General features: G+C 45.2%; 20 protein-coding genes. 15 read left to right on the forward strand and 5 right to left on the reverse strand.

From position 1 onward, the window contains the following. Nucleotides 1-585, forward strand: a 585-nt coding sequence (locus ACTTJ8_RS08295) for a PD-(D/E)XK nuclease family transposase (protein WP_442720882.1), incomplete at its 5' end; no start/stop codon positions are given. 150 nt (nucleotides 586-735) lie between these two features. On the opposite strand, the gene ACTTJ8_RS08300 is transcribed toward ACTTJ8_RS08295, so the two are convergent. Beyond that, on the reverse strand, nucleotides 736-1,815 hold the full coding sequence (locus tag ACTTJ8_RS08300; RefSeq protein WP_442720883.1) for a hypothetical protein: 1,080 nt from the start codon (nucleotides 1,813-1,815) through the stop codon (nucleotides 736-738). Continuing rightward, nucleotides 1,812-2,735, reverse strand: coding sequence for a DUF58 domain-containing protein (locus tag ACTTJ8_RS08305; protein WP_442720884.1), 924 nt, complete (start codon nucleotides 2,733-2,735; stop codon nucleotides 1,812-1,814). The genes ACTTJ8_RS08300 and ACTTJ8_RS08305 overlap by 4 nt, the downstream gene beginning before the upstream one ends. Before the next feature lie 484 nt (nucleotides 2,736-3,219). Between ACTTJ8_RS08305 and ACTTJ8_RS08310 the strand changes: the two genes are divergently transcribed. The 14 genes from ACTTJ8_RS08310 (at nucleotide 3,220) to dnaE (ending at nucleotide 19,413) form a co-directional block, all read left to right on the forward strand. Continuing rightward, a complete protein-coding gene (locus ACTTJ8_RS08310; protein WP_442720885.1) occupies nucleotides 3,220-4,824 on the forward strand; it encodes a peptide ABC transporter substrate-binding protein in 1,605 nt (534 codons plus the stop codon). 193 nt (nucleotides 4,825-5,017) lie between these two features. Then, nucleotides 5,018-5,947 carry an oligopeptide ABC transporter permease OppB gene (gene oppB / locus ACTTJ8_RS08315; RefSeq protein WP_442719112.1) on the forward strand — a complete coding sequence of 310 codons (930 nt, stop codon included), beginning with the start codon at nucleotides 5,018-5,020 and terminating at the stop codon, nucleotides 5,945-5,947. An 8-nt stretch (nucleotides 5,948-5,955) separates the two neighbouring features. Continuing rightward, nucleotides 5,956-7,032 carry an ABC transporter permease gene (locus ACTTJ8_RS08320; RefSeq protein WP_442720886.1) on the forward strand — a complete coding sequence of 359 codons (1,077 nt, stop codon included), beginning with the start codon at nucleotides 5,956-5,958 and terminating at the stop codon, nucleotides 7,030-7,032. Nucleotides 7,033-7,034: 2 nt separating this feature from the next. Next, complete coding sequence (locus tag ACTTJ8_RS08325; protein WP_442720887.1) at nucleotides 7,035-8,207, forward strand: ABC transporter ATP-binding protein; 1,173 nt, start codon at nucleotides 7,035-7,037, stop codon at nucleotides 8,205-8,207. Between the two features lie 12 nt (nucleotides 8,208-8,219). Beyond that, a complete protein-coding gene (locus ACTTJ8_RS08330; protein WP_442720888.1) occupies nucleotides 8,220-9,230 on the forward strand; it encodes an ABC transporter ATP-binding protein in 1,011 nt (336 codons plus the stop codon). A gap of 458 nt (nucleotides 9,231-9,688) precedes the next feature. Next, nucleotides 9,689-9,844, forward strand: a complete 156-nt coding sequence (gene rpmH, locus ACTTJ8_RS08335; protein ID WP_006188846.1) for a 50S ribosomal protein L34 — start codon at nucleotides 9,689-9,691, stop codon at nucleotides 9,842-9,844. A gap of 12 nt (nucleotides 9,845-9,856) precedes the next feature. Beyond that, nucleotides 9,857-10,243, forward strand: coding sequence for a ribonuclease P protein component (locus ACTTJ8_RS08340; RefSeq protein WP_442720889.1), 387 nt, complete (start codon nucleotides 9,857-9,859; stop codon nucleotides 10,241-10,243). After that, entirely contained in the window at nucleotides 10,215-10,460 is a 246-nt protein-coding gene (gene yidD, locus ACTTJ8_RS08345; RefSeq protein WP_442720890.1) for a membrane protein insertion efficiency factor YidD, read from the forward strand. The genes ACTTJ8_RS08340 and yidD overlap by 29 nt, the downstream gene beginning before the upstream one ends. 11 nt (nucleotides 10,461-10,471) lie before the next feature. Continuing rightward, nucleotides 10,472-12,226, forward strand: coding sequence for a membrane protein insertase YidC (gene yidC / locus ACTTJ8_RS08350; RefSeq protein WP_442719118.1), 1,755 nt, complete (start codon nucleotides 10,472-10,474; stop codon nucleotides 12,224-12,226). Further along, a complete protein-coding gene (gene jag / locus ACTTJ8_RS08355; RefSeq protein WP_442719119.1) occupies nucleotides 12,223-12,903 on the forward strand; it encodes an RNA-binding cell elongation regulator Jag/EloR in 681 nt (226 codons plus the stop codon). The genes yidC and jag overlap by 4 nt, the downstream gene beginning before the upstream one ends. A 3-nt stretch (nucleotides 12,904-12,906) precedes the next feature. Further along, a complete protein-coding gene (locus ACTTJ8_RS08360) occupies nucleotides 12,907-13,722 on the forward strand; it encodes a DUF6675 family protein (RefSeq protein ID WP_442720891.1) in 816 nt (271 codons plus the stop codon). Beyond that, nucleotides 13,709-14,779 carry a peptidylprolyl isomerase gene (locus ACTTJ8_RS08365; protein WP_442720892.1) on the forward strand — a complete coding sequence of 357 codons (1,071 nt, stop codon included), beginning with the start codon at nucleotides 13,709-13,711 and terminating at the stop codon, nucleotides 14,777-14,779. The genes ACTTJ8_RS08360 and ACTTJ8_RS08365 overlap by 14 nt, the downstream gene beginning before the upstream one ends. A 243-nt stretch (nucleotides 14,780-15,022) precedes the next feature. Continuing rightward, the gene (locus ACTTJ8_RS08370) at nucleotides 15,023-15,892 is read left to right on the forward strand and encodes a TIGR03943 family putative permease subunit (RefSeq protein ID WP_442720893.1); all 870 of its coding nucleotides are present in this window, start codon (nucleotides 15,023-15,025) and stop codon (nucleotides 15,890-15,892) included. An 89-nt stretch (nucleotides 15,893-15,981) separates the two neighbouring features. Further along, nucleotides 15,982-19,413: a DNA polymerase III subunit alpha gene (gene dnaE / locus ACTTJ8_RS08375; RefSeq protein ID WP_442720894.1), complete on the forward strand. Its 3,432-nt coding sequence runs from the start codon at nucleotides 15,982-15,984 to the stop codon at nucleotides 19,411-19,413. Between the two features lie 199 nt (nucleotides 19,414-19,612). On the opposite strand, the gene ACTTJ8_RS08380 is transcribed toward dnaE, so the two are convergent. From ACTTJ8_RS08380 to ACTTJ8_RS08390, 3 genes are all read right to left on the reverse strand, one after another. Next, nucleotides 19,613-19,816 carry a hypothetical protein gene (locus ACTTJ8_RS08380; protein ID WP_442720895.1) on the reverse strand — a complete coding sequence of 68 codons (204 nt, stop codon included), beginning with the start codon at nucleotides 19,814-19,816 and terminating at the stop codon, nucleotides 19,613-19,615. A gap of 63 nt (nucleotides 19,817-19,879) precedes the next feature. Then, on the reverse strand, nucleotides 19,880-20,746 hold the full coding sequence (locus ACTTJ8_RS08385) for an Rpn family recombination-promoting nuclease/putative transposase (RefSeq protein ID WP_442720896.1): 867 nt from the start codon (nucleotides 20,744-20,746) through the stop codon (nucleotides 19,880-19,882). 193 nt (nucleotides 20,747-20,939) lie between these two features. Further along, nucleotides 20,940-21,335 carry a hypothetical protein gene (locus ACTTJ8_RS08390; protein ID WP_442720897.1) on the reverse strand — a complete coding sequence of 132 codons (396 nt, stop codon included), beginning with the start codon at nucleotides 21,333-21,335 and terminating at the stop codon, nucleotides 20,940-20,942. Nucleotides 21,336-21,511: the final 176 nt, after the last annotated feature.

Genomic DNA, 21,511 nt, shown 5'->3' on the forward strand with positions numbered 1-21,511 from the left:
AGGCTCAATGACGCTATTCATTCAGAGTACCTGCTACAAGAAAAGACAGCGCATACCACACTAACGGATGTGCTTGAGGTACATTTCTTGGACTTGCAAGCAGCAAAAAAGGCGAAAGAAGAAGGGAAAGCGGTTGGTAAACGCAGTCAGCTTATTAACTGGCTGCGATTTATAGGAGCAACCAATAAGAAGGAGAGAGCGATGATAGCAACGAAGTCACCGGTATTACAAATGCTGAATGAAAAAATAGACGTATTAACTTTATCGCCGACAGAACGGAAACTGTATGAGTCAAGAATGAAGCTGAAAAGCGATATAACGACCATCTCAGAGACACAATTCAGTGCGGGGGTTGAGCGAGGTAAATCGCTTGGTCTTGCTGAAGGTAAATCGCTCGGTCTTGCTGAAGGTAAATCGCTTGGTCTTGCTGAAGGCGAAGCAAGAGGTAAATCTCTCGGTCTCGCTGAAGGCTCACGGCAAAAAGCTCTTGAAACAGCGCGAATATTAAAACAATTCGGTGATTCTGTTCAGAAGATCGTGCAGGTAACCGGCTTGACCGTGCAGGAAGTAGAAACACTGAATTAGAGATTCGTGCGGTGGGTTACTGCTCATATACCGCGGCGGGGTATATTGTAATAAAAAGTTTCTAGCTTTTTATAATGCGGAATCCCTGTCTGAAAATCTAACCGAGTTTTTAGGGATGTCCAAATGTTTGATAGCGGAATGTATCAACGCCTAGACAGTGCTTGCGGCTGTTGCCGATTCTGTCGCTGCTTCCCGGCTTTCTTTCAGTGCGGTATAGGCAGTCTCTGTTTTTTCTGCAATATAGGGTATTTTTTTCAGCATATCTTGTCCGGCTGCCGCATAATCCCGTACTGCCTGTGCCGCACTGCTTGCAAACCGTTGCTGCTCCAGCATCGTGTAATGCATCGCAAAAAGATCGGGTATATTCTGCTGCGGGCTAAATAATTCGGTAAGAGCTGCTGTTAATTCCGTATAGGTGGCGCTGGTAAAATACGAATCCGTATACCGTCCGCTTTTTTGTCCATCTTCTTGCATCAGTGATTGGAGATACTCCCGGAGCGTTCGGTCTACTGCTGCGTACCAGTTCCATACCGCATCAGCCTGTGTTTGCAGCAGTGCTGTTTCCGTATTGGTTGCAGCAGCAGCGCGTTCCGCAGTATTGTTCGTTTCCGGTAGTACGGTTTCGGTAACCTGTGCCGGATAGGGTGCGGCAGTCTCCGTGCTGTTTTGCTTCCGTATCTCTTTTTGAATATGCCGCGCTGCTTTATGGAGCTGTTTGAGCTGTTTCTTCAATATACTCAGCCGCTTTCGGGCTGTACGCCGCGGACGTTTCCCAAACCGGCGCAGCAATGCCCAGATGACTGTGCCTGCTAATAAGAGTGAACCAATACCGGTAACAGCTGCTCCATAGAGCAGATAGTCGGTTCCCGGCAGGAGCAGGGGAGGCTTCGGCGGCTGAAGTGTCATAGATGCCGTATTTGCAATCAGCGATGAAATATGTACTGATGGTACAGTCACAAGGGATGATACAGCCGGAAGCGCTGGGAATGTAATTTCGCCTGTTTCCCATGGTATAAAGGTTATTCTGAGATAGGATGCCGTCTCTTGTTTAATGATTCGCACATCTTGTATGCTCATCTGCTCATTTTGTGTAATCGTATGCAGCGGGATGGGAATATCCGGCTGGAGTCCCCGCCGGGCATATTCGGTGAGTGTTTGTTCCGGCAAAGGCACAAAGAACTGGGCAGTATCTCCGACAAAGATGTTTTGAGGTATCAGAATGCTTTTCATGGTATGCTGTCCGTTTGCGGATAGCGGTATAAGGCTGGGACACCGTATCTGCCGGTTAAAAAGAATTGGTTGAGTATTTTAACGGTATTGCCGTTATGCGGTAAGACGAGCGGGTAGGCACCGCAGCGGATACACGTTTTTTGCCATTGCTGTATGCTTTCAGCGGCACGGCGCATTCGTTCTTGCTGAAAATCCTGCCAACCGGTTGGCAAAAGCCGCTCAACCTGTGTTTCAGGATCGGTAAAACGCAGAACTCCCGCAGCGGGAAGGCTTTCGTCATAGGGAGCGGTGATCCGGATTGCTGCTGCATCATGCCGCCGTGCCAGTACACCGAGTTCTTTTTCAAAATTTTCTACTTTAAAGTCAGAAAGAATGACCACCAATGCACGTTGCCTGAGGAGCTTTGCCGCAGCTTCGAGGGCAGGGGAGAGTGCCGTGCCGCGTACAGTTTCAGCTGAAACCGCTGCCTTCTCCAGTGCATTTAATAGGTATACACCAGTATTTTTTCCCCGCTGTAGTTGCAGCACCCGTGCAATTTTTCCGTCAAATACCAATAAACCCATGCAGCTATTCAAATGTTCTGCTGCAAAGGTGATCAGGGCTGCGGCTTCCAGTGCCTTTTGCTGCGGTATATCAGCTGTTCCTCCATTATCCATTGAGGCGGAAATATCGACAATTAAAAAAAGCCTGAGATCACGTTCTTCACGGTAGAGTTTTACAAATGTCTTGCCGCTCCGTGCCATCAAATTCCAATCAATGCTGCGGATATCATCTCCGGCTTCATATTCACGCAGCGCATCAAATTCGATACCTCTTCCGCGGAAATGACTGCGGAAGCTCCCTGCCTGCATCCCCTGCGCAAGGGTAAGCGCTGCGAGCTGTAATTGCTTTGACCGTTCTGCAAAATATCCGATCTTCATATCCGTATTGTACGGTTCAGGTCTTGCTTATGCAATATGGCATCTCTAAAAACTCGGTTAGATTTTTAGAGATACCACATCAGCAAAGCTGATAACGAGTATTTTTGATAAGTCTTTACATTTTTATGACTTATCAAAAAACATCGCAAAAAAGCTTAAGGAAAACCTCTAAAAACTGAAGTTTTTAGAGGTTCGCAATAGCTTGGCAGACTGTCTTCTTAACGTCGGCTTTCTTACGGTTGATTTTTATACATTACAGAGGCGTAGCGGTTATTAGGTGTGTAAAAGAATGGTGGATATGAGCATTTCTATTCGGTCTTTTTTTTCTTAAAATGTAAAAATATACGGTTTTTATACATTTTTTTGCATAAATATACTTGATCTAATAGGGAGATTATGTATAATGAAAAGTCAAAAGACGCTGATAGGTGCAGAGGCACAGGTCAGCGTTTTGCATTCCTACAAGTAAAAGGAGAAGTAGAGTATGAAGCACAAAATAGTATGCTTATTAACTGCTTTGGTGAGTGCCGCGCTTATTTTAGCCGCTTGCGGAGGAAAAACCGAAGCAAAAACCTCAACCGCAAACGCCTCGGCTGATGCGGAGTTTATCATCGGTAACGGTGCAGAACCGCAGAGCTTGGATCCTGCAAAAATTCAGGGTGTGCCTGAGCACCGGATCAATATGGCACTGTTTGAAGGATTGGTAACCTATGATCCCAAAACAGGGAACGCAGTTCCGGGGGTAGCAAAGTCTTGGGATATAAGTGAAGACGGTATGACCTATACCTTCCACCTGCGGGATGCGGAATGGAGTGATGGAACTCCGATTACCGCAAAAACCTTTGTGGATTCATGGCTACGTACCTTGGCTCCCGAAACAGGTTCTCAATATGCCTTTATGATCAATATGGTTATTAAAGGCGCTGAAGATTACAATACCGGTAAGGCTGATGCTTCTGCTGTTGCAATTAAGGCTGTGGATGATAAGACTTTTGAAGTACAGCTCACCGGACCGGCTCCCTATGCAACTGATGTTATTGCACACTATGCCTTTAATGCGGTGCCGCTCCATACAATTGAAAAATACGGTGCGGATTGGATTAAACCCAGTAATTTTGTAGGAAATGGACCTTTCGTGCTTGAATCATGGGTGCCGCAGGAAAAAGTTACGGTTGTTCCGAATGTAAAGTACTGGAATAAGGAGAATGTCCATCTTTCGCGTATAACTTTCTTGCCGATTGAAGAAAGCAATACAGCCTTTGAAAAATACAAGGCGGGAGAAATAGATTGGAGTACCGGTATTCCTGTTCCTCGCATTGATGAGGTAAAACTGATGCCCGATTATCAAGTAGCCCCGCAGCTGTCTACTTATTACTATATCTTTAACGTAAAACGCGGTCCGCTGCAGGATGTCCGTGTGCGTAAAGCACTAACAATGGCGTTAGATCGGCAGGAGTTGGTAGACAAGGTAACAAAAGCAGGTCAGCTTCCTACTCGGTCTATCGTTCCTCCGATGGCAGGTTATACGCCCGGCGAAGGGGCTGGCTATGATCCCGAACAGGCAAAGAAGCTGCTTGCAGAAGCAGGTTATCCTGATGGGAAAGGATTCCCGGTATTGACGGTTATCTATAACACGTTGGAAGGGCATAAGCTCATTGCTGAATATGTGCAGGAATCATGGAAGCGGAACCTTGGGGTCGATATAAAGATTCAGAATTATGAATGGAAAACCTTTCTTGATATGCGTAATCAGCATGAGTTTGATATTTCCCGTGCAGGCTGGGTTGGCGACTATCAGGATCCTAATACCTTCTTGGAGTTGTTTATAACAGGCGGCGGTAATAATGACGGTGAATACAGCAATCCTAAGTTTGATGAATTGATCCGTAAAGCGGCTACTATGAAAGGCGGAGCGGAACGCTTTCAGGTATTGCATGACGCAGAAACGGTATTTTTAACGGAAGATCAGGGAATATTGCCGATATATTCGTATGTGAGCCAAAACCTCATTGATACTATAAAGTGGGCAGGCTGGTATACTAATCCGCAGAATATTAATCCCTATATCGGTCTTAAGAAAGTAAAATAATAAGAGACTTAAAATAGACCTGTTCGATAACTGTGTTTTCGAACAGGTCGACGAGTTCTAAATTGCACAAATAGTGCGATTTAGAACATCGCATTTCAAGGTACCCAGTTCTGAAACGGAAGTTTCCGAACTGGGGTGTTTTTAGAGATGCCTACCGATTGCTGCTTGTGCATGTATCTTTAAGGGGAGGAGTATGCTTCGATTTATTATACGCCGGTTAATCAGTTTAGTGCCGACGCTTTTTTTAATAGTTACATTCAGCTTTTTCATTATGAAAGTAGCGCCCGGCGGGCCTTTTTCCGCAGAACGGAATCCGCCGCCTGAGGTACTCGCAAATATCAATAAGGTCTATCATTTAGATGAACCGCTGCCAAAGCAGTATGTGCGGTATTTAGGGAATATGCTGCGCGGTGACCTCGGTCCGTCTTTCAGATATAAGGATTACACCGTCAATGATTTAATCGGTAACACTATGCCGAATTCACTTATTCTTGGGATGACAGCCCTGTGCGGCGCTCTCGTATTTGGTTTGCTGGTAGGCATTATTTCTGCCGTCAAGCGGAACTCTATTGCTGACTATGCAGCAATGTCGATAGCGGTTATCGGTATTTCAGTACCGCTGTTTGTTGTGGGACCGCTGTTAATGCTCTTGTTTGCGGTAAAGCTGAAATGGCTGCCTACTTCCGGATGGATTACGGGGCGGCAGGGACTCAAAACCTTGGTTATGCCGGCACTTGCCCTCTCACTGCCGTACTTTGCCTACATTGCCCGCCTTTCCCGTGCGAGCATCTTGGATGTATTGCGTTCGGATTATATTCGTACTGCCTACGCAAAGGGGTTGTCTTATCCGGTTGTTCTATTTAAGCACGCCTTGAAAGGAGCTATGCTGCCGGTTATCAGCTACCTCGGTCCAGCTTTTGCCGGTATTATTACCGGCTCCGTTGTTATAGAAAAAATCTTCTTAGTTCCCGGGCTGGGTACCTTTTTTGTGCAGTCTGCCCTCAACAGAGACTACACCCTTATTATGGGAACTGTCATCATGTATTCTATCATTTTGATTATGATGAACTTTATTGTTGATGTTCTCTATGCGGTTATCGACCCGCGTATTTCATACAAGTGAGGCTGAACATGGATACTAAGCAAATGAATACTGAAAACCGCACTGAAGATAAGGGGCAAGTAAATGAATTTAACCAATCAATGAAGCCGATATCTTTGTGGGATGATGCATGGCGGCGGCTTAAGAAAAATAAAATGGCGCTTATGGGGCTGTTTGTTGTAGGCTTTTACGCAATGCTTTCACTGTTAGCGCCGCTTTTACCGATTTATTCTTATTCCGAGCAGACAATTATCCATCAGAATCTGCCGCCTTCATTGCGTCAAGCAGGTAATTTAATGCTCAAGCTGCAGCGTGCGGATATGATGCGGATGGCAAAAAAAGAAGGAAGAACTGAACTTTCTCAAAAGCAAAAAGACGAGCTTTTGGCTTTACAGAATGATGTAAAAAATAATCCTGTGCATAACCGGCGTTATCTTTTGGGTACCGATGCGCTTGGGAGGGATATGTTTGCCCGCGTTGTGTACGGGGGGCGCATTTCTATTATGATTGGCTTAATCGGTACCATTACGTCGCTGTTTATCGGTGTACTTATTGGTTCTGTAAGCGGTTATTTCGGCGGCTGGATTGATAACGTGCTCATGCGCTTTGTTGATATTATGTATGGGCTGCCGTATATGCTCGTTGTTATCATTATGATGGCAATCTTAGGACAAAGCATTGTGATTCTGTTTGTTGCGATTGCCCTTGTTTCATGGCTGACTATTGCCCGTGTTGTGCGCGGTCAAGTTATCAGCCTCAAGAATGCTGAATTTGTGGAAGCAGCCCGTTCTATGGGGGCATCTACGCCGCGTATCATTTTCCGGCATATATTGCCGAATACGCTCGGCATTATCATTATTTACTCAACGCTCTCAATTCCCAGCTTTATTATGAATGAAAGCTTCCTTTCGTTTTTGGGGCTGGGTGTTTCGGCCCCCCGTGCCTCATGGGGGTCGCTGGTGTCCGACGGGGTGAATGTTATGACGCTCTATCCATGGCAGCTATTGGTTCCGGCAATCGCAATGACGGTTTTCTTATTTGCAATGAACTTCTTAGGAGACGGTCTCCGTGATGCCTTCGATCCTCAGAGTAAAAACAGGGTGTAACGATGAATAATCAAAAATCAGACGAGAAAATCTTACAGGTTAAGAATTTACAAACATGGTTCTGGACTGATGCCGGTATCGTCAAGGCTGTGGACGGGGTCTCTTTCGACCTTCATAAACAAGAAATGCTCGCCATCGTCGGCGAATCCGGTTCTGGAAAGAGTGTAACGAACTTAGCTATCATGAACTTAATCCCTAATCCTCCGGGAAAAATTGTCGGCGGCGAGGTATGGTTCGGCGGAAAAGATGTACTTAAAATGGATAAAAAAGAAATCCGTCAACTCCGGGGGAATAAAATTTCGATGATCTTTCAGGATCCGATGACGAGCCTTAATCCATTCCTCAAAATCTCTACGCAGATGATAGAAACGATCCGGCTGCATCAGGGCTTGTCCAAAAAAGATGCACGCGACCGGGCTATCGAGATGCTCAAGCTGGTTGGTATACCTGCGGCGGAGAAGCGGGTTGACTGCTATCCTCACCAGTTCTCCGGCGGTATGCGTCAGCGTGTTATGATTGCAATGGGCTTGAGCTGCGACCCGGAGGTACTGATTGCCGATGAGCCGACAAGCGCCCTCGATGTTACCATTCAAGCGCAGATTTTGGATTTGATTGGGGATTTAAGCGCACGGCTTGGTACTGCGGTTATTATGATTACCCACTCTCTGGGGTTGGTTGCCGGTATGTGTGATAATGTCTGTGTTATGTATGCAGGGCGTGTGGTAGAGCAGGGCAGTGTAGATGAGCTGTTTGCAAATCCTGCGCACCCGTATACCCGCGGACTCATTAAATCAGTGCCGCGCATGGATAAAAAGAATACGGGTAGGCTCTTTTCTATCAGCGGACAGCCGCCAAACGTTATCGACCTTCCAGCCTGCTGCCCGTTCTATCCGCGGTGTACGGAAGCGATGCCGCAGTGCAAGCGTGAGTACCCGGCTGTGCATCAGTTTTCACCGACGCACCGTGCAAGCTGCTGGCTCTATCAGCAAGGGGGCGGTGAAGGGGACGCAAGACCAGCTGCGGCTTCAACGGCTGGATCACCCGCTTCAAGTTCAACAGCACAGAGCCAGCACACGGCAATGGAGCAGGGTTCCTATACAGCAGCATCGGATGCAGCCGTATCAAATGAATCATCACAAACCGCTGCCGGAAATACCGCAGGAAATAACGAATAGGAGGTGCTCATTATGGAAGAAAAATACAATGAATCGGAAGCATTGCTCACTGTTAAAGACTTAAAAATGCACTTTCCGTTTGTGGAGGGCGGTCTTTTTTCACGTAAAAAAGGCGCTATCCGTGCGGTTGACGGCATTAGTTTTTCAGTTAAAAAGGGTGAAACCCTCGGTTTAGTTGGAGAGTCCGGGTGCGGAAAGTCTACCGCAGCGCGCGCTATTGCGCAGCTCTATACGCCGACATCCGGCTCCGTACAGTTTAAAGGGGTTGAGCTTGCAGGCTGCTCTCATCATACACTGATGAAGGCGCGCAAAGATATGCAGATGGTGTTTCAAGACCCCTATGCCTCACTGAACCCGCGTATGACGGCTGGCAATATTATCGCAGAGCCGATGCGGATTTTGACACAGCGCGGCATTCTTTCATACACAAAAGAAGAAATCGATAGCCGCGTAGAGGTTTTGATGGAAAAGGTTGGGCTTTCCCGTTTTTTCCGCAACCGATATCCGCATGAGTTTTCAGGAGGGCAGCGGCAGCGTATCGGTATTGCCCGTGCGCTTGCCCTCCAGCCGGAGCTGATTTTAGCAGACGAACCGGTGAGCGCTCTCGATGTGTCCATCCAGGCGCAGATACTCAACCTTTTTAAGGATTTGCAGGAAGAGTTTGGACTGACGTACGTGTTTATTGCGCACGATCTGGCGGTTATTCAATATATTTCCACACGGGTTGCAGTTATGTACCTCGGTGTTATCGTAGAAATTGCCGATGCTGAAGAGCTGTACTCAAAACCGCTGCACCCCTACACGGAAGCACTGCTGTCTGCGGCACCCATTCCAGACCCGGTTATTGAACGCAAGCGTAAGCGGATCATCCTTTCAGGAGATGTACCGTCACCTGCGGAACAACGCACCGGCTGCTACTTCTATGACCGCTGCCCTAAGCGAAAAGAGCACTGTAAAAATGCGATACCGCAGCTCAAAGAGAAAGGAAACGGGCACCAAGTAGCCTGTTTCCTCTGCGAGTAGAAGAAAATAACTGTGCTGGAAGGATTTTCAACGGCTGCCTGATAATTCTCTAGCTTTTAAACTCGGTGAATATAAAAGCTGTTGGACTTGTAGAATAGGATGATACCGTTCTTGATCGGATTTTGTATGTCTCTGCAGGGGCAAAGATTTCTAGCGGTTATGTGTTATAGATTTCTTTTACTACCGCTGCGGAGAGCTGTGATGGTATTCCGTGCCGGATCGCACGTACACTGCGAAACGTTGAGCAATACTCACAAGCCGCGTCGGAAGGCTGATTATTTTGCAAGGGTATACACTGGCAAGAGTATAAATTGCAAGAGGAAGTGTAATGATTGACTTTTTTCCGCCGGTATAGTATAGTCACCTGTCTACTCTACTGAAGGAATATATTGCCTTCACTAACTGTGATCTTTTAGGCGTTGATATGCCTTACAAAACAATAGAAGGAGTCTAGTTTTATGAAACGGACATTTCAACCAAGCAGAACAAAACGTTTGCGCCGTCATGGGTTTCGTGCGCGTATGGCAACACGCGGCGGACGCGCTGTATTAAAGAGTCGCCGTGCAAAGGGACGCTATAAGCTTTCCGTATCCGACGAGAAAAAGAGTTACTAAGAGTTTTAACAGATGGAACGCTCTTGTTTGCCTAAAGAAGAGCGTCTTTGCGGTGCCCAGCGTATACGGATACTCTTTAAAACCGGTGTCCGTTACAGCTGCGACGGCGCAAAGCTGTTCGTTTTACCGAATAAATTACCATATAATCGATTTATTTGCACTTTTAAACGGCATTACGGTTGTGCTGTACAAAGGAATAGAGCGCGGCGATTGTCCAAAGAAGTATACCGCCGGCTAAAGTTTCAGCTTAAATCCGGATATGATATATTGCTGCTCTTATTTCCCGATAATGATTCTTTCTTTTTGCGTACACAACAGCTCGGAACTCTGTTTAAAAAAGCAGATATGTTTTCTATTCGATCTCAATACTATGAAACGCAAATATCTGAAAAAAATTGAACATGGATTAACACTTTCATTGTGCGCAGGGGTGAAGATATACCAAACATGTGTTTCACCTTTATTTCCGCCGTGCTGCAGATATTATCCTACCTGTTCTCATTATGCTCTCGAAAGTTTGAGAAAATATGGTCCTTTTAAGGGAAGTTATTTAGCGGTGAAGCGAATATTCCGATGCCATCCTTTCCATGAGGGAGGCTATGATCCCGTTCCCTAGGAGATTTGTTTATGAATAAAAATACCCTGATTGCAATGGTGCTGTCCGGCATTGTCATTGCTGCTTCAATGTTTGTCCAATACAAGTTTTTTCCTCCAGCGCCTATTACGGAGCAGCCTGTCGCGGAAGCAGTATCGGAACAGCCTGCAGCAGTTCCTCAAAATACCTTTACCGTAGAGGCGGTTCCTGCTGATGACAGTATTCTCGCAGCTCCGGACGATACCATGCTGAGTGAACAACTTATTACCGTTAAAACTAATATTGCAGAGATAACCCTGACGAATCAGGGCGGTGATATTCTTTCATATAAGTTGCTTGAACATACTGATTCAAAAGGTGATTCCTATGTTGAGCTGGCAAAAAACATAACCGGTACGAATAGAGCTTTCTCAATTGCGCTTGGCGGGGCACAAGCTCCGGCACTCAATCAGTTTTTTAAAGTAAAGCAAGAAACTATCAATGGAAAACAAATTGTCGGTTTTTTTAGGACGATCTCGATTAGAAATCAAGACGGCAGCGTTTCTTCTTTTACACTCGCCAAGCGGTATACTTTCTTACCGGATGATTACATGTTTGAATTGATGGTAGATGTAAGCGGTGATGCTGATATGAAAGGACTTAATTTTGATAATGCCGGCTACACCATCAGAACAATGCCTCAGCTCGGTCCTGATTGGAATGCAAAAATAGACCGCTACGAATATCGAAATTTCTTTTCTTACATAAATGGTAAGAAAAAAGATACGGCTCTCAAAGCAAATCAAACAAAGACGGTTACAGATGCCGTTCCGTGGGCCGGTATTTCAGGAAAATACTTCAGTCTTATCGTTATTCCTTCAGTTCCTGCGCAGCAGATATTGTACTCATCTGCCCAAACAAATGCAGATACTGTGCAGAACGGTCAATTGTTCTTTTCCCGTCCCATCATCAGCGGAAATAAGGTGACTGATGTATACCGTATCTACCTTGGACCCTGTTCGGAAAATATTTTGAGTACGTATAATGTTCCCTCAAAGAATAACTATCAGTATGAGAATATCAGAATTGATACTGTAGCAGCTTCAAGCGGAATATGGCGCCCACTGGAAATAGTACTTAAGTGGCTTTTGCAATTTTTCTATAAGCTTATTCCTAACTGGGGCGTTTCAATCATCTTGGTAACTATTTTTATCAAGCTCATTTTCTTTCCTCTTACCAAAAAAAGCACGGAAGCGACACAGAAAATGCAGGAGCATCAGCCGGAGCTGAAAGCAATTCAGGAAAAATATAAGAAGAACCCGCAAAAATTGCAGGAAGAGACGGCAAAAATCTATCAAAAATACGGATATAACCCGCTGTCAGGATGCTTACCGCTGCTGATTCAGCTGCCTATCCTGTTTGCAATGTATCGGCTCTTTAATAACTACTTTGAATTCCGCGGCGCTATGTTTATTCCCAACTGGATACCTGATCTATCGCTCGGCGACAGTATTTTACAGTTTACCAATCCTATTCCCTTCCTCGGATGGACGGATTTGCGTATTTTACCCATTGTGTATGTTGTTTCGCAGATTGTCTTTAGCAAAATAACACAGCCCCCTGCAAGCGATCAGCAGCAAAACAGCAGCATGAAAATGATGATGTATGGTATGCCGGTTTTCTTTTTCTTTATGTTCTATAATGCGCCGGCGGGTTTACTTATCTACTGGACATGCACAAACTTCCTCATGCTTGTGCAGCAGCTCATTATCAAAGGTATGATGAATAAAAAGGAGGTTCGGAAATGATCTATGAATTTGAAGGAAAAACCGAACGTGATGCAATAGATAAAGCAGTTGCTGAGCTTGGCTTAGAGTCGGATCAATTTGATGTAGAAATTATTGAGATTCAAAAAAACTCTTTGTTCAAAAAAGGATACGCTAAAATACGCGTACATATTGACCGGGAGGATGCTCCAGTGCCGCAGGCGGCTGCAACACCGCGTGAATCTGCACAAACTTCAGCAGAGGATAAGGAAAAAGAGCAGAATTTGCTGAATTTTATTGCAGAACTTATCAACACAATGGGATATACGGCAAAATCGGAAATTGTTGCCCGCGAAGAGAGAAAGCTGCTGATCAAACTTTCATCCGATGATTCTGCTATTTTAATCGGGAAAAAAGGTAAAAATCTCGATGCTCTTCAGCTCATCACAAATGTGTATGCCGGAAAACTTGGTATCAATGAACGGATTATGCTTGACTGTGAAAATTACCGGATACGCCGAGAAGAAAACTTGGTACGGCTTGCCTATACAACTGCTGATCAAGTGGTTACAAAGAAGACCTCTGTGTTACTTGAACCGATGAATCCGTATGAACGCCGTCTGATTCACAGTACTTTGGCAGATATTCACGATGTTGATACCAAAAGTGAAGGTGAGGGCTTGTATAAGCAAGTCCGCGTACTGTACAAAGGGCTGTAAGGCATGAAGCGCAGTCTGGTTTTGCTGTTCCTTTTGCTTTATACGGCAGTTGCTTTATTTACACAAACAACCGAAGATAAATTGTATCTCATATTGGACTCATTTCTTTCTCAAGAGCAGCGGATTGAGCTTGTTCAAAAAGGACAGTTGATCCGCTCCTTGTATGATCAAAAAGATGCAGTGCCTCGGTTTACTCCGCCTTTTGCAGTACCGCAGACATTTGGGGAGAGTTGGGATAAAGGCAACCCGCTCTTTCTGATAGAAGCTCTCTATCTGCGCAAGAAAGATTCCGGTAGTGAAAAGGACGTAGAAGGAATATCTCAGGTGCTGCGGTCTGTTTCAAAGCTGGAAGGACTGCAATATTATTCAAGCAGCAGAAAAAAGATGCGCACGCTGTATGAGGTTTCGCATATTATTGTGGATCCTAATAATGAAAAACCACTGCCGGATCCTCTTGATAATCCGGCAGCTGATTTTTCTGTCTATGTGCTCCAAAAAGATTTAACATTTGGTAAAAATATATACCGCTACCGTTTTTGTACCGATGCGGATTCTGCAGGATTTATATCGACAAATATCAATACCCTAAAATATTCAGTATTTAAAGCGATAGAACCTGAAGAGCTTCAGACATCAGTTGCAGTAACCGATCTTGGAGATTATATGCTTATCCATGCACTGACACGGGCTCAGTTTACGGCTCCTTCAATCTTACGGAAGCGGGTTCAAAACTCGTTTAAGACCCGCGGCGAGGCGGTGTACGGCTGGTTTGTTAGACAATACAGTAATGTGAGTGGAGGGATACATGAAGCTGAATAAAATTGCAGTACTGGTTTTGCCGGTTACTTTTTTTGTTATTGCAACAGCAGCGGCTGCAGCAATTATTTTAACGGGAGATTCTGAGAAAGGAAAAAAAATGAATACGATTGCACAAGAATTACAAAAGGACGGTCTTTATGCCGTTATCAACACAAACAAGGGCGACATTGTACTGGAGCTTTTTTACAAAGATACACCGCTTACCGTCTGTAACTTTGTAGGTCTTGCAGAAGGAACTTTAAATGCTGCAAAAGGAAAGCCTTTTTACGACGGTTTAATCTTTCACCGTGTTATTGCAAACTTTATGATTCAAGGCGGTGATCCTGATGGAAAGGGTACCGGAGGTCCCGGCTACCGCTTTCCCGATGAATTTGTTGATCATCTCAAGCACAGCAGCGCCGGTATTCTTTCTATGGCGAATGCCGGTCCGGGCACAAACGGCTCCCAATTCTTTATTACCCATGTACCGACTCCGTGGCTTGATGGAAAACACACGGTTTTCGGACGTGTTGTAAAAGGACAGGATGTTGTAAACAAAATCGCACAGGGAGACCGGATGAATACGATCTCTATCATCCGCAAAGGGACAGAAGCAGAGAAGTTCACTGCTGCGCAAAAAGATTTTGACAGCTATCTTTCAGAAACAGCTGCACGGGCAAAGCAGCGTGCTGTGCAGAAAACGGAAAAGCAGGAAGCTCTCATAAAGCAAAAGTTTCCCAATGCTGTTAAAACAGATAACGGGATATTTTATACCATCACAAAAGCAGGTACCGGTGCCAAAGCGCAAACAGGTAAAACTCTCACTATGAAATACAAGGGATCTCTTTTGAACGGTATCGTGTTCGATGACTCCGATATGCACGAGCCGCTTAAGTTTGTTGCGGGTGCCGGACAACTTATTCCCGGCTTTGATCAGCAGGCTGTACAGATGGCTGCCGGAGAAAAACGGACAATCGTTATTCCGCCGGAGCTAGCTTACGGCTCACGCGGTGCAGGAGGGTTTATTCCTCCTGATGCCTATTTGATTTTTGAACTTGAATTATTATCAGTAAAATAAAACGTGCAACTGCCCCTTGTCAAGAATGTCCTTCCTTGTTCATTGTTTGATAGCGAATTTTGGCAAAGCCGAAATATTGCTGCTGCTGTGAACAGCGTTGTCCGAGGCGGACTCGTTAACCGATGAGTTTGACTACGGGGCAAACATCGCCTATCGGCGTATGCGCTGTTAGCGGCGCATCAATTCAGCATCCTTTGAGTTTTTTGCATCGGATACCTTGTGTATTGTCAGAAGGTTGGCTCTATGAAAAAATATTTTCTAAAATATGCTCCATTGTATGAATTGTTTTTGCAAGCAGCGGTGCTGTTTGTTCTTGCCGCTTATTTTATCGCTACTATTCTCTCCGGAGCAGTATACCGTTATGTGCACGAACGGCATGTTCCGGTCATGTATGGAGCAGCCGTTCTCTTTCTGCTGATCGGCATTTTGAAGCTGAAGCAAGCTGTATTGCTTTCTCATGTTCATACAGCCTCATATCAAGACAGGATGTCCGGTACTAATGCTGAGCTTTTGACGTTCCGGCGAGAGAGTTTTTTCAGTACTACTGTTTTTGCAACAGCACTGGTTACTATGATAGCTGTTCCTAGTATGGGGATAAACCTTTCTCAGTTTTCCTACACCGATTCGTTAGGAGCTGTGTATACGGCGCCTCTTTCTTCTGCGGCTGATTCCAATACCGGCAGTAGCTTTGCTCTGCAGGACAAAGCTACACAGGCTTTATCCCAGCAGGATATGCCCAAAAAAACCGTTATACGGAATATCGTGATGAATGAAGATACCTTTTCAACCTGGCTTTCGGTACTGTATACGCAACTTGATTCCTGCGTCGGGGCAAATATAACCATCTCCGGTTCTGTTTGGAAGGACAGCAAGCTCTTTGAGCAAAACGAATTTGCCGTTGCCCGTATGATGATGGTGTGCTGCGCTGCCGATCTTCAGCCGGTTGGACTGCTGGCACAGTGGGAAAATACTGAATCATTAAGCGATGGTGAATGGATAGAAATTACCGGTACTCTGTCAAAAAAGCCGTATAAAGACGGTTTTGATCCGCTCATCATTGTTGAATCCGCAAAAAAAATCGATCCGCCTGAGCGGGAATATATTTATCAGTAAGCAGGTATGTTTAATCGCGTTACGATCTAAGTAAAATCTTACGCATATCCCCCTTATCAGGCAGTATTTTTTTTGCTATAGTTTCCTCTATGGCTCAAGATTTTGTTCATTTACATGTGCACTCCGACTATTCCTTGTTGGATGGTGCTTCTTCTATAAAAAAACTCGTAACAACTGCTAAAAACCTCGGGCAAAAAGCCCTTGCGCTTACCGACCATGGGAATATGTTTGGTGCGTTACGCTTTTTCCGTGAATGCAAGGCGCAGGATATAAAGCCGCTTATCGGATGTGAGGTGTACGTTGCAAATGGCAGCAGATTCAGCAAACCGGATAATGCCAATACCGGTGTCCGCAAGTATTTCCACCTTATCCTGCTTGCCAAAAGCGAAACAGGCTACCGGAATTTGATGGTGCTGTGTTCAAAGGGCTATACCGAAGGTATGTATTACAAGCCTCGGGTAGATGAAGAGCTGCTTGCACAGTATTCGGAGGATCTGATCTGCCTTTCTGCTTGTCTTGCCGGTGAATTGCCTACACTGCTGTTGCAGGGGAAACAAGCCGAGGCTGAGGCGCATGTCCGGCGTTACCGCAGCATATTCGGTACGGAAAATTATTTTATCGAAGTGCAAAAGCACGGTCTTGCCGATGAGGACAGGGTTGCGCCGCTTCTGATTGAAACAGCCCGTAAACTCGGTGTACCGATGGTTGTTACCAACGATGCCCACTATGCTGAACAGAAAGATGCTACCGCGCAGGATATTCTTCTCTGTATCGGTATGAAAAAAAATCGATCCGATACCAAGCGCATGAAGTTTGAAACCGATCAGTTCTATCTTAAATCGGCAGAAGAAATGGCGAATCTCTTTCCGGAATATCCCGAAATGATGCTGAACACGTGCCGGATTGCAGAACAGTGTAACTGTGTCATTCCTCAGCCGGGGCCGCTCCTTCCCGTGTATCAAATACCGGAAGGATTTGATACAAAGGAAGACTATATCCGTCACCTCGTGGAGGAAGGCTTAAAAAAACGCTATAATACCATTACCGAAGAAATTACCAAGCGGGCTGACTATGAACTCGGTGTTATTATGAAAATGGACTTTGTCGGCTATTTTTTGATTGTATGGGACTTTATCAACTGGGCAAAAGAGCACGGCATTCCGGTAGGGCCGGGGCGCGGTTCCGGGGCTGGTTCCATCGTTGCCTACGCCATGCGTATTACTGACATTGATCCGCTCAAGTATAAACTCCTATTTGAACGCTTCCTAAACCCAGACCGTGTTTCCATGCCGGACTTTGACGTTGACTTTTGCTTCGAACGGCGGCAGGAGGTTATAGATTACGTTCGTAGAAAATACGGCGATGACAGCGTTGGGCAGATTATCACATTCGGAACTTTAAAACCAAAGGCAGCAATCAAGGATGTCGGGCGGGTTTTAGACATCCCGCTTGGAGAAGTCAATGCCATCACAAAAATGATGCCATCCGATCCTAAGCTCACCTTTGAAAAAGCGTTTGCAGAAATTCCAGAGCTTGCTGCGATGCGTACTGACACGCGGTACACAGAGCTTTTTTCCATCGCGGAAAAACTGGAAGACCTCAACCGGAACACCAGTTTGCACGCTGCCGGTATTGTAATTGGTAAAACACAGCTGACCGACTATGTACCGCTCTATAAAGACTCTAAAACCGGCAAAACCGCCTCGCAGTTTACGATGGATTTAATAGAAGATTGCGGTTTGGTCAAGATGGACTTCCTCGGACTCAAGACGCTGACACTCATAAAGCATACGGAAGACCTGATCAAAAAACGGGGCGGTGAGTATGCAGACTTTTCCATTGAGAAGATTGATGAACAGGATGCGGCAACCTTTAAGCTCCTTGGTGAAGGAAAATCCGCAGCAGTCTTTCAATTTGAAAGTCAGGGGATGCAGAATATCCTCAAACGTGCAAAGCCTGATAAGATTGAAGACCTCATTGCTTTAAACGCCCTCTACCGTCCCGGGCCGATGGCATATATCGATCAGTTTATTGAATCGAAGTTCGATCCGTCAAAAATACAATACCCTGATCCCTGTTTGGAAGATATATTGGCAGAGACCTACGGCGTTATCGTCTACCAGGAGCAGGTTATGCAGGTAGCACAGCGCATCGGCGGCTATAGCCTTGGGCAAGCGGACTTACTCAGACGGGCTATGGGAAAAAAGAAAAAAGAAGTAATGGAAAAGGAGAAGACACGGTTTATAGAGGGTGCGGTAAAAAATAATTTTAAGGAAAAAGATGCCGACCGTATTTTTGAAATTCTGATTCCATTTGCCGGTTACGGATTCAATAAGAGCCATGCGGCTGCGTATTCGGTGCTTGCCTATCAAACAGCCTATCTGAAAGCAAACTTTCCAGCAGAATTTATGGCTGCGAACCTTACGAACGAAATAACTTCGACAGATAAGCTGCCGGAATATATCAGCGAAGCGAATAAAATGGGGCTTGCCCTCCATGCTCCCGACATCAATACCTCGGAGGAATATTTTTCTGTTCACGAAGGTGCTATTGTCTTTGGTTTGCTTGGTATTAAGGGGGTTGGTGAGCAAGCAGCCCGGGATATTGTTGCAGAGCGTACTGCCCATGGCTCATATAAATCCTTTATCGACTTTCTTGACCGCGTAGATTTACATACCGTCAATAAAAAGAACCTCGAAGTGCTGATCCAAACGGGCTGCTTTGACAAGCTGGGGCAAAATCGTTCCGAGCTTTTGAACAATCTTGAAGCTGCGATGGCATTTAGTGCGCAAAAAAAAGCGGGTACCGCAGTCGGACAAGCAAGTCTCTTTGAAGACACCGGTATTAAAGAGTTTTCTGACTTTACCTTTAGTCCCGTCGCTGATATGCCGCAAAAAGAGAAACTCCGCATTGAAAAAGAACTGATGGGATTTTATATTTCCGGGCATCCGCTGGATGAATATAAAAAAGCCATTGACCGCGGAGCAACCTTGGAGCTGATTAATTGCCGGCGGGCTCAAAAAGAAAAGCTTTATACAATTGTCGGTATGATAACAGGCATCCGCCCCTATCAAACAAAAAACGGCAAGTGGATGGGCTTTGGCACCTTTGAAGACCGCACCGGTACCATAGACCTCACCTTTTTTTCCAAGGTGTGGGAAGAAAACCGTACCGAAATTCTCCCTGAAACCGTATGCGGGCTGATCGGAAAGGTTGATTGCTCGCGCGACACCCCGTCTTTTTTGGTTGAATCGATGGTAAGCATTGATGAGCTCAAGGAGCGCTCCATAAAAGAGGTACATCTTGAACTTGACCCGCTCATAGAAACCGATTTACAGCTGCAGCCCTTAAAAGATTTTTTGTTCGGCGCAGAAGGAAACTGCGATATTTTTATTCATATAACCGATAACGATACAGTCTATCAGGTAAAGGGTTCTGCACAGCTGAAAGTACCGGCTTCTGATGAATTTATAGAAGAGTTGGGGAGGCAGGCGGGGGTTCTCCAAGTCTGGAAAGAGTGAGTCCTTTTGCAAATATACGACGCATCTACTGCGTCGTACGGCAAAAAAGTGTCCTCAACGTATCAAAGATACGCCTGCGGTACTTTTTTGCCTAACTCCTTGTATCTGCATCGTCTATTTCCAAAAGGCATTTCAGAACGGACAGGGATGTCCGTGGTTCCACGCAATAGCGACGTTTTTGCACAGCAAAAACTCGCGTTCAAAAATTGACAAGGAAGTCAATTTTTGAACTTGCCACGGATGGCGGTGTTTCTGCGCAGCAGCGTGTTTGCGCAGCAAACACGTAGGTAAAAATGTACAGGACGTACATTTTTACCGTGCCTGCGGTTAATTTTTGCTTGCGTCTTGTACCTTTAGAACGGACACGGATGTCCGTGGTTCCAATCAGTATCGAGTTTTTCATTTCACCTTATCTGTTATTCGTGCGGAGGTTTTAATACCCCGACGCTTGCGTCGGGGTTGTTGATTACAACGCTTCGATTTCTGCTTGAGAGAGTCCGGTTGCTTGTGCGATATTTTCCCGAGAGAGCCCAATATGCAGGAGGTTCTTTGCTGTTTCGAGTTTAGCTTGGCGGGAACCATGGGCTTCGCCTTCCGCAAGACCGCGTTCAAGGCCTTTCCGTTCAGACTCGCTTATCATCGAAAGCCGGTCACTTTCATACTCCCAGGCAGCTTCATACCGTTTTCGCTCCTGTTCATCAAGATAAAAAATATCCATCACGGTATTTGCCTTAGTCATTATCGGATTTTCTTGAGCTAACATTTGCCTTACCTCCTTGCTGTCCGTTTTGATAAACATAAGCCATTTCTCTAAGGTTGTCAAATTCTCTTGCGGCAGCTTTGTTAAGTCTAAAAAATGAATCTCTAATAGCTCATCCAAAAGGGTCTGATCTTCGCGTTCCCGTATCTGATACACCGAATGCACCTTGCGGCTCTGCTTAAACGGACTATTCAGCACATTGATGGCAATACATTTTTTTAACTGCTCATACTGAAACCCTCTCATAAAATGCTCATGGATCAATTTTGAGCAGTAGAAAATACTCCGCTTGGGATAATAATCGAAGTACGTATTCTGCAGCTCAACATCAATTTTACGCCCATCGTTTAAGCGAATTTTTATATCCAGCCGTCCGGCTTTTTCATCATAAAATTGTGGAATTTGTTCACTGTTTTCGATGCATACATCGTCAAAATCATCTTTGCTTAACTGAGTAACCAAGGAGAGAAACTCAATCATAATGTCCTTATTCTCCTTCGTACCAAAGAGTTTTTTGAACGCATAGTCATTCCTGGCAGTAAACCGCAGGGATGTAATAAGTGTGTTGTTCATTTATAGCCACCTACAAACTATATAGCCTGTGGATACGCTTTTGGCTAAAAAACTCACAATTTTTTATAAATAGTTCACTGCGGAGCTGTTGCTGCGGGAAACCAGCGGCATCCATGCCACGACTCAACATATCAGAACTACCACGGATGGCAGTTATTCCAAACATCGGCGGTGTTTTTGCACGCTACCTCTTTTATTCTATGTCTTCTTCTTTCTTTTCTGCTGCATTCCAGACGGTCAATTCCCATTGTGCTAAGGACTTGTATCCCTCTTCCGCGATTTTTTTTCTGAAGGCAGCGATGATTTCTTTGTATTCTTCCATATTGTCAAACTTTGTCCACGCCTGTTTTGATTTAATGCTTTGCAGCATGATCCTGTCTACGGGCAGGTGCGGCGGCTCTTGTATAAAACCCGCACACCAATAATACTTGCAGAGCAGATTAAACAGCTTTTGCACACTGCCGAGCGTTAACTCATTGCCCAGCTCTTTGGACAAAGTTTTTAGGGCTGCTATGTTTTTAAGGTGTATCTCTTCCGGCGGTGTTGTGTCTGTGTAGTCCGCAAGAAAGCTTTCGGCTTTACGCTGCATCTGTACTCGGAAGGCAACACGCTTAGTACTATTATTCTTATATGCATCGCCCCAAATCTTATGGCGGGTCGCAGCGGCTCTCCACGACGAACCGAAAAACCATTATACTGTGAAATTAGGCTATCAAGGATAATAGGAGGGACAGATGAACCAAGTTGATAGTAGCACAAAAAGAA

This window comes from Treponema sp. (assembly GCF_052169735.1).
Lineage (GTDB): Bacteria > Spirochaetota > Spirochaetia > Treponematales > Treponemataceae > Treponema.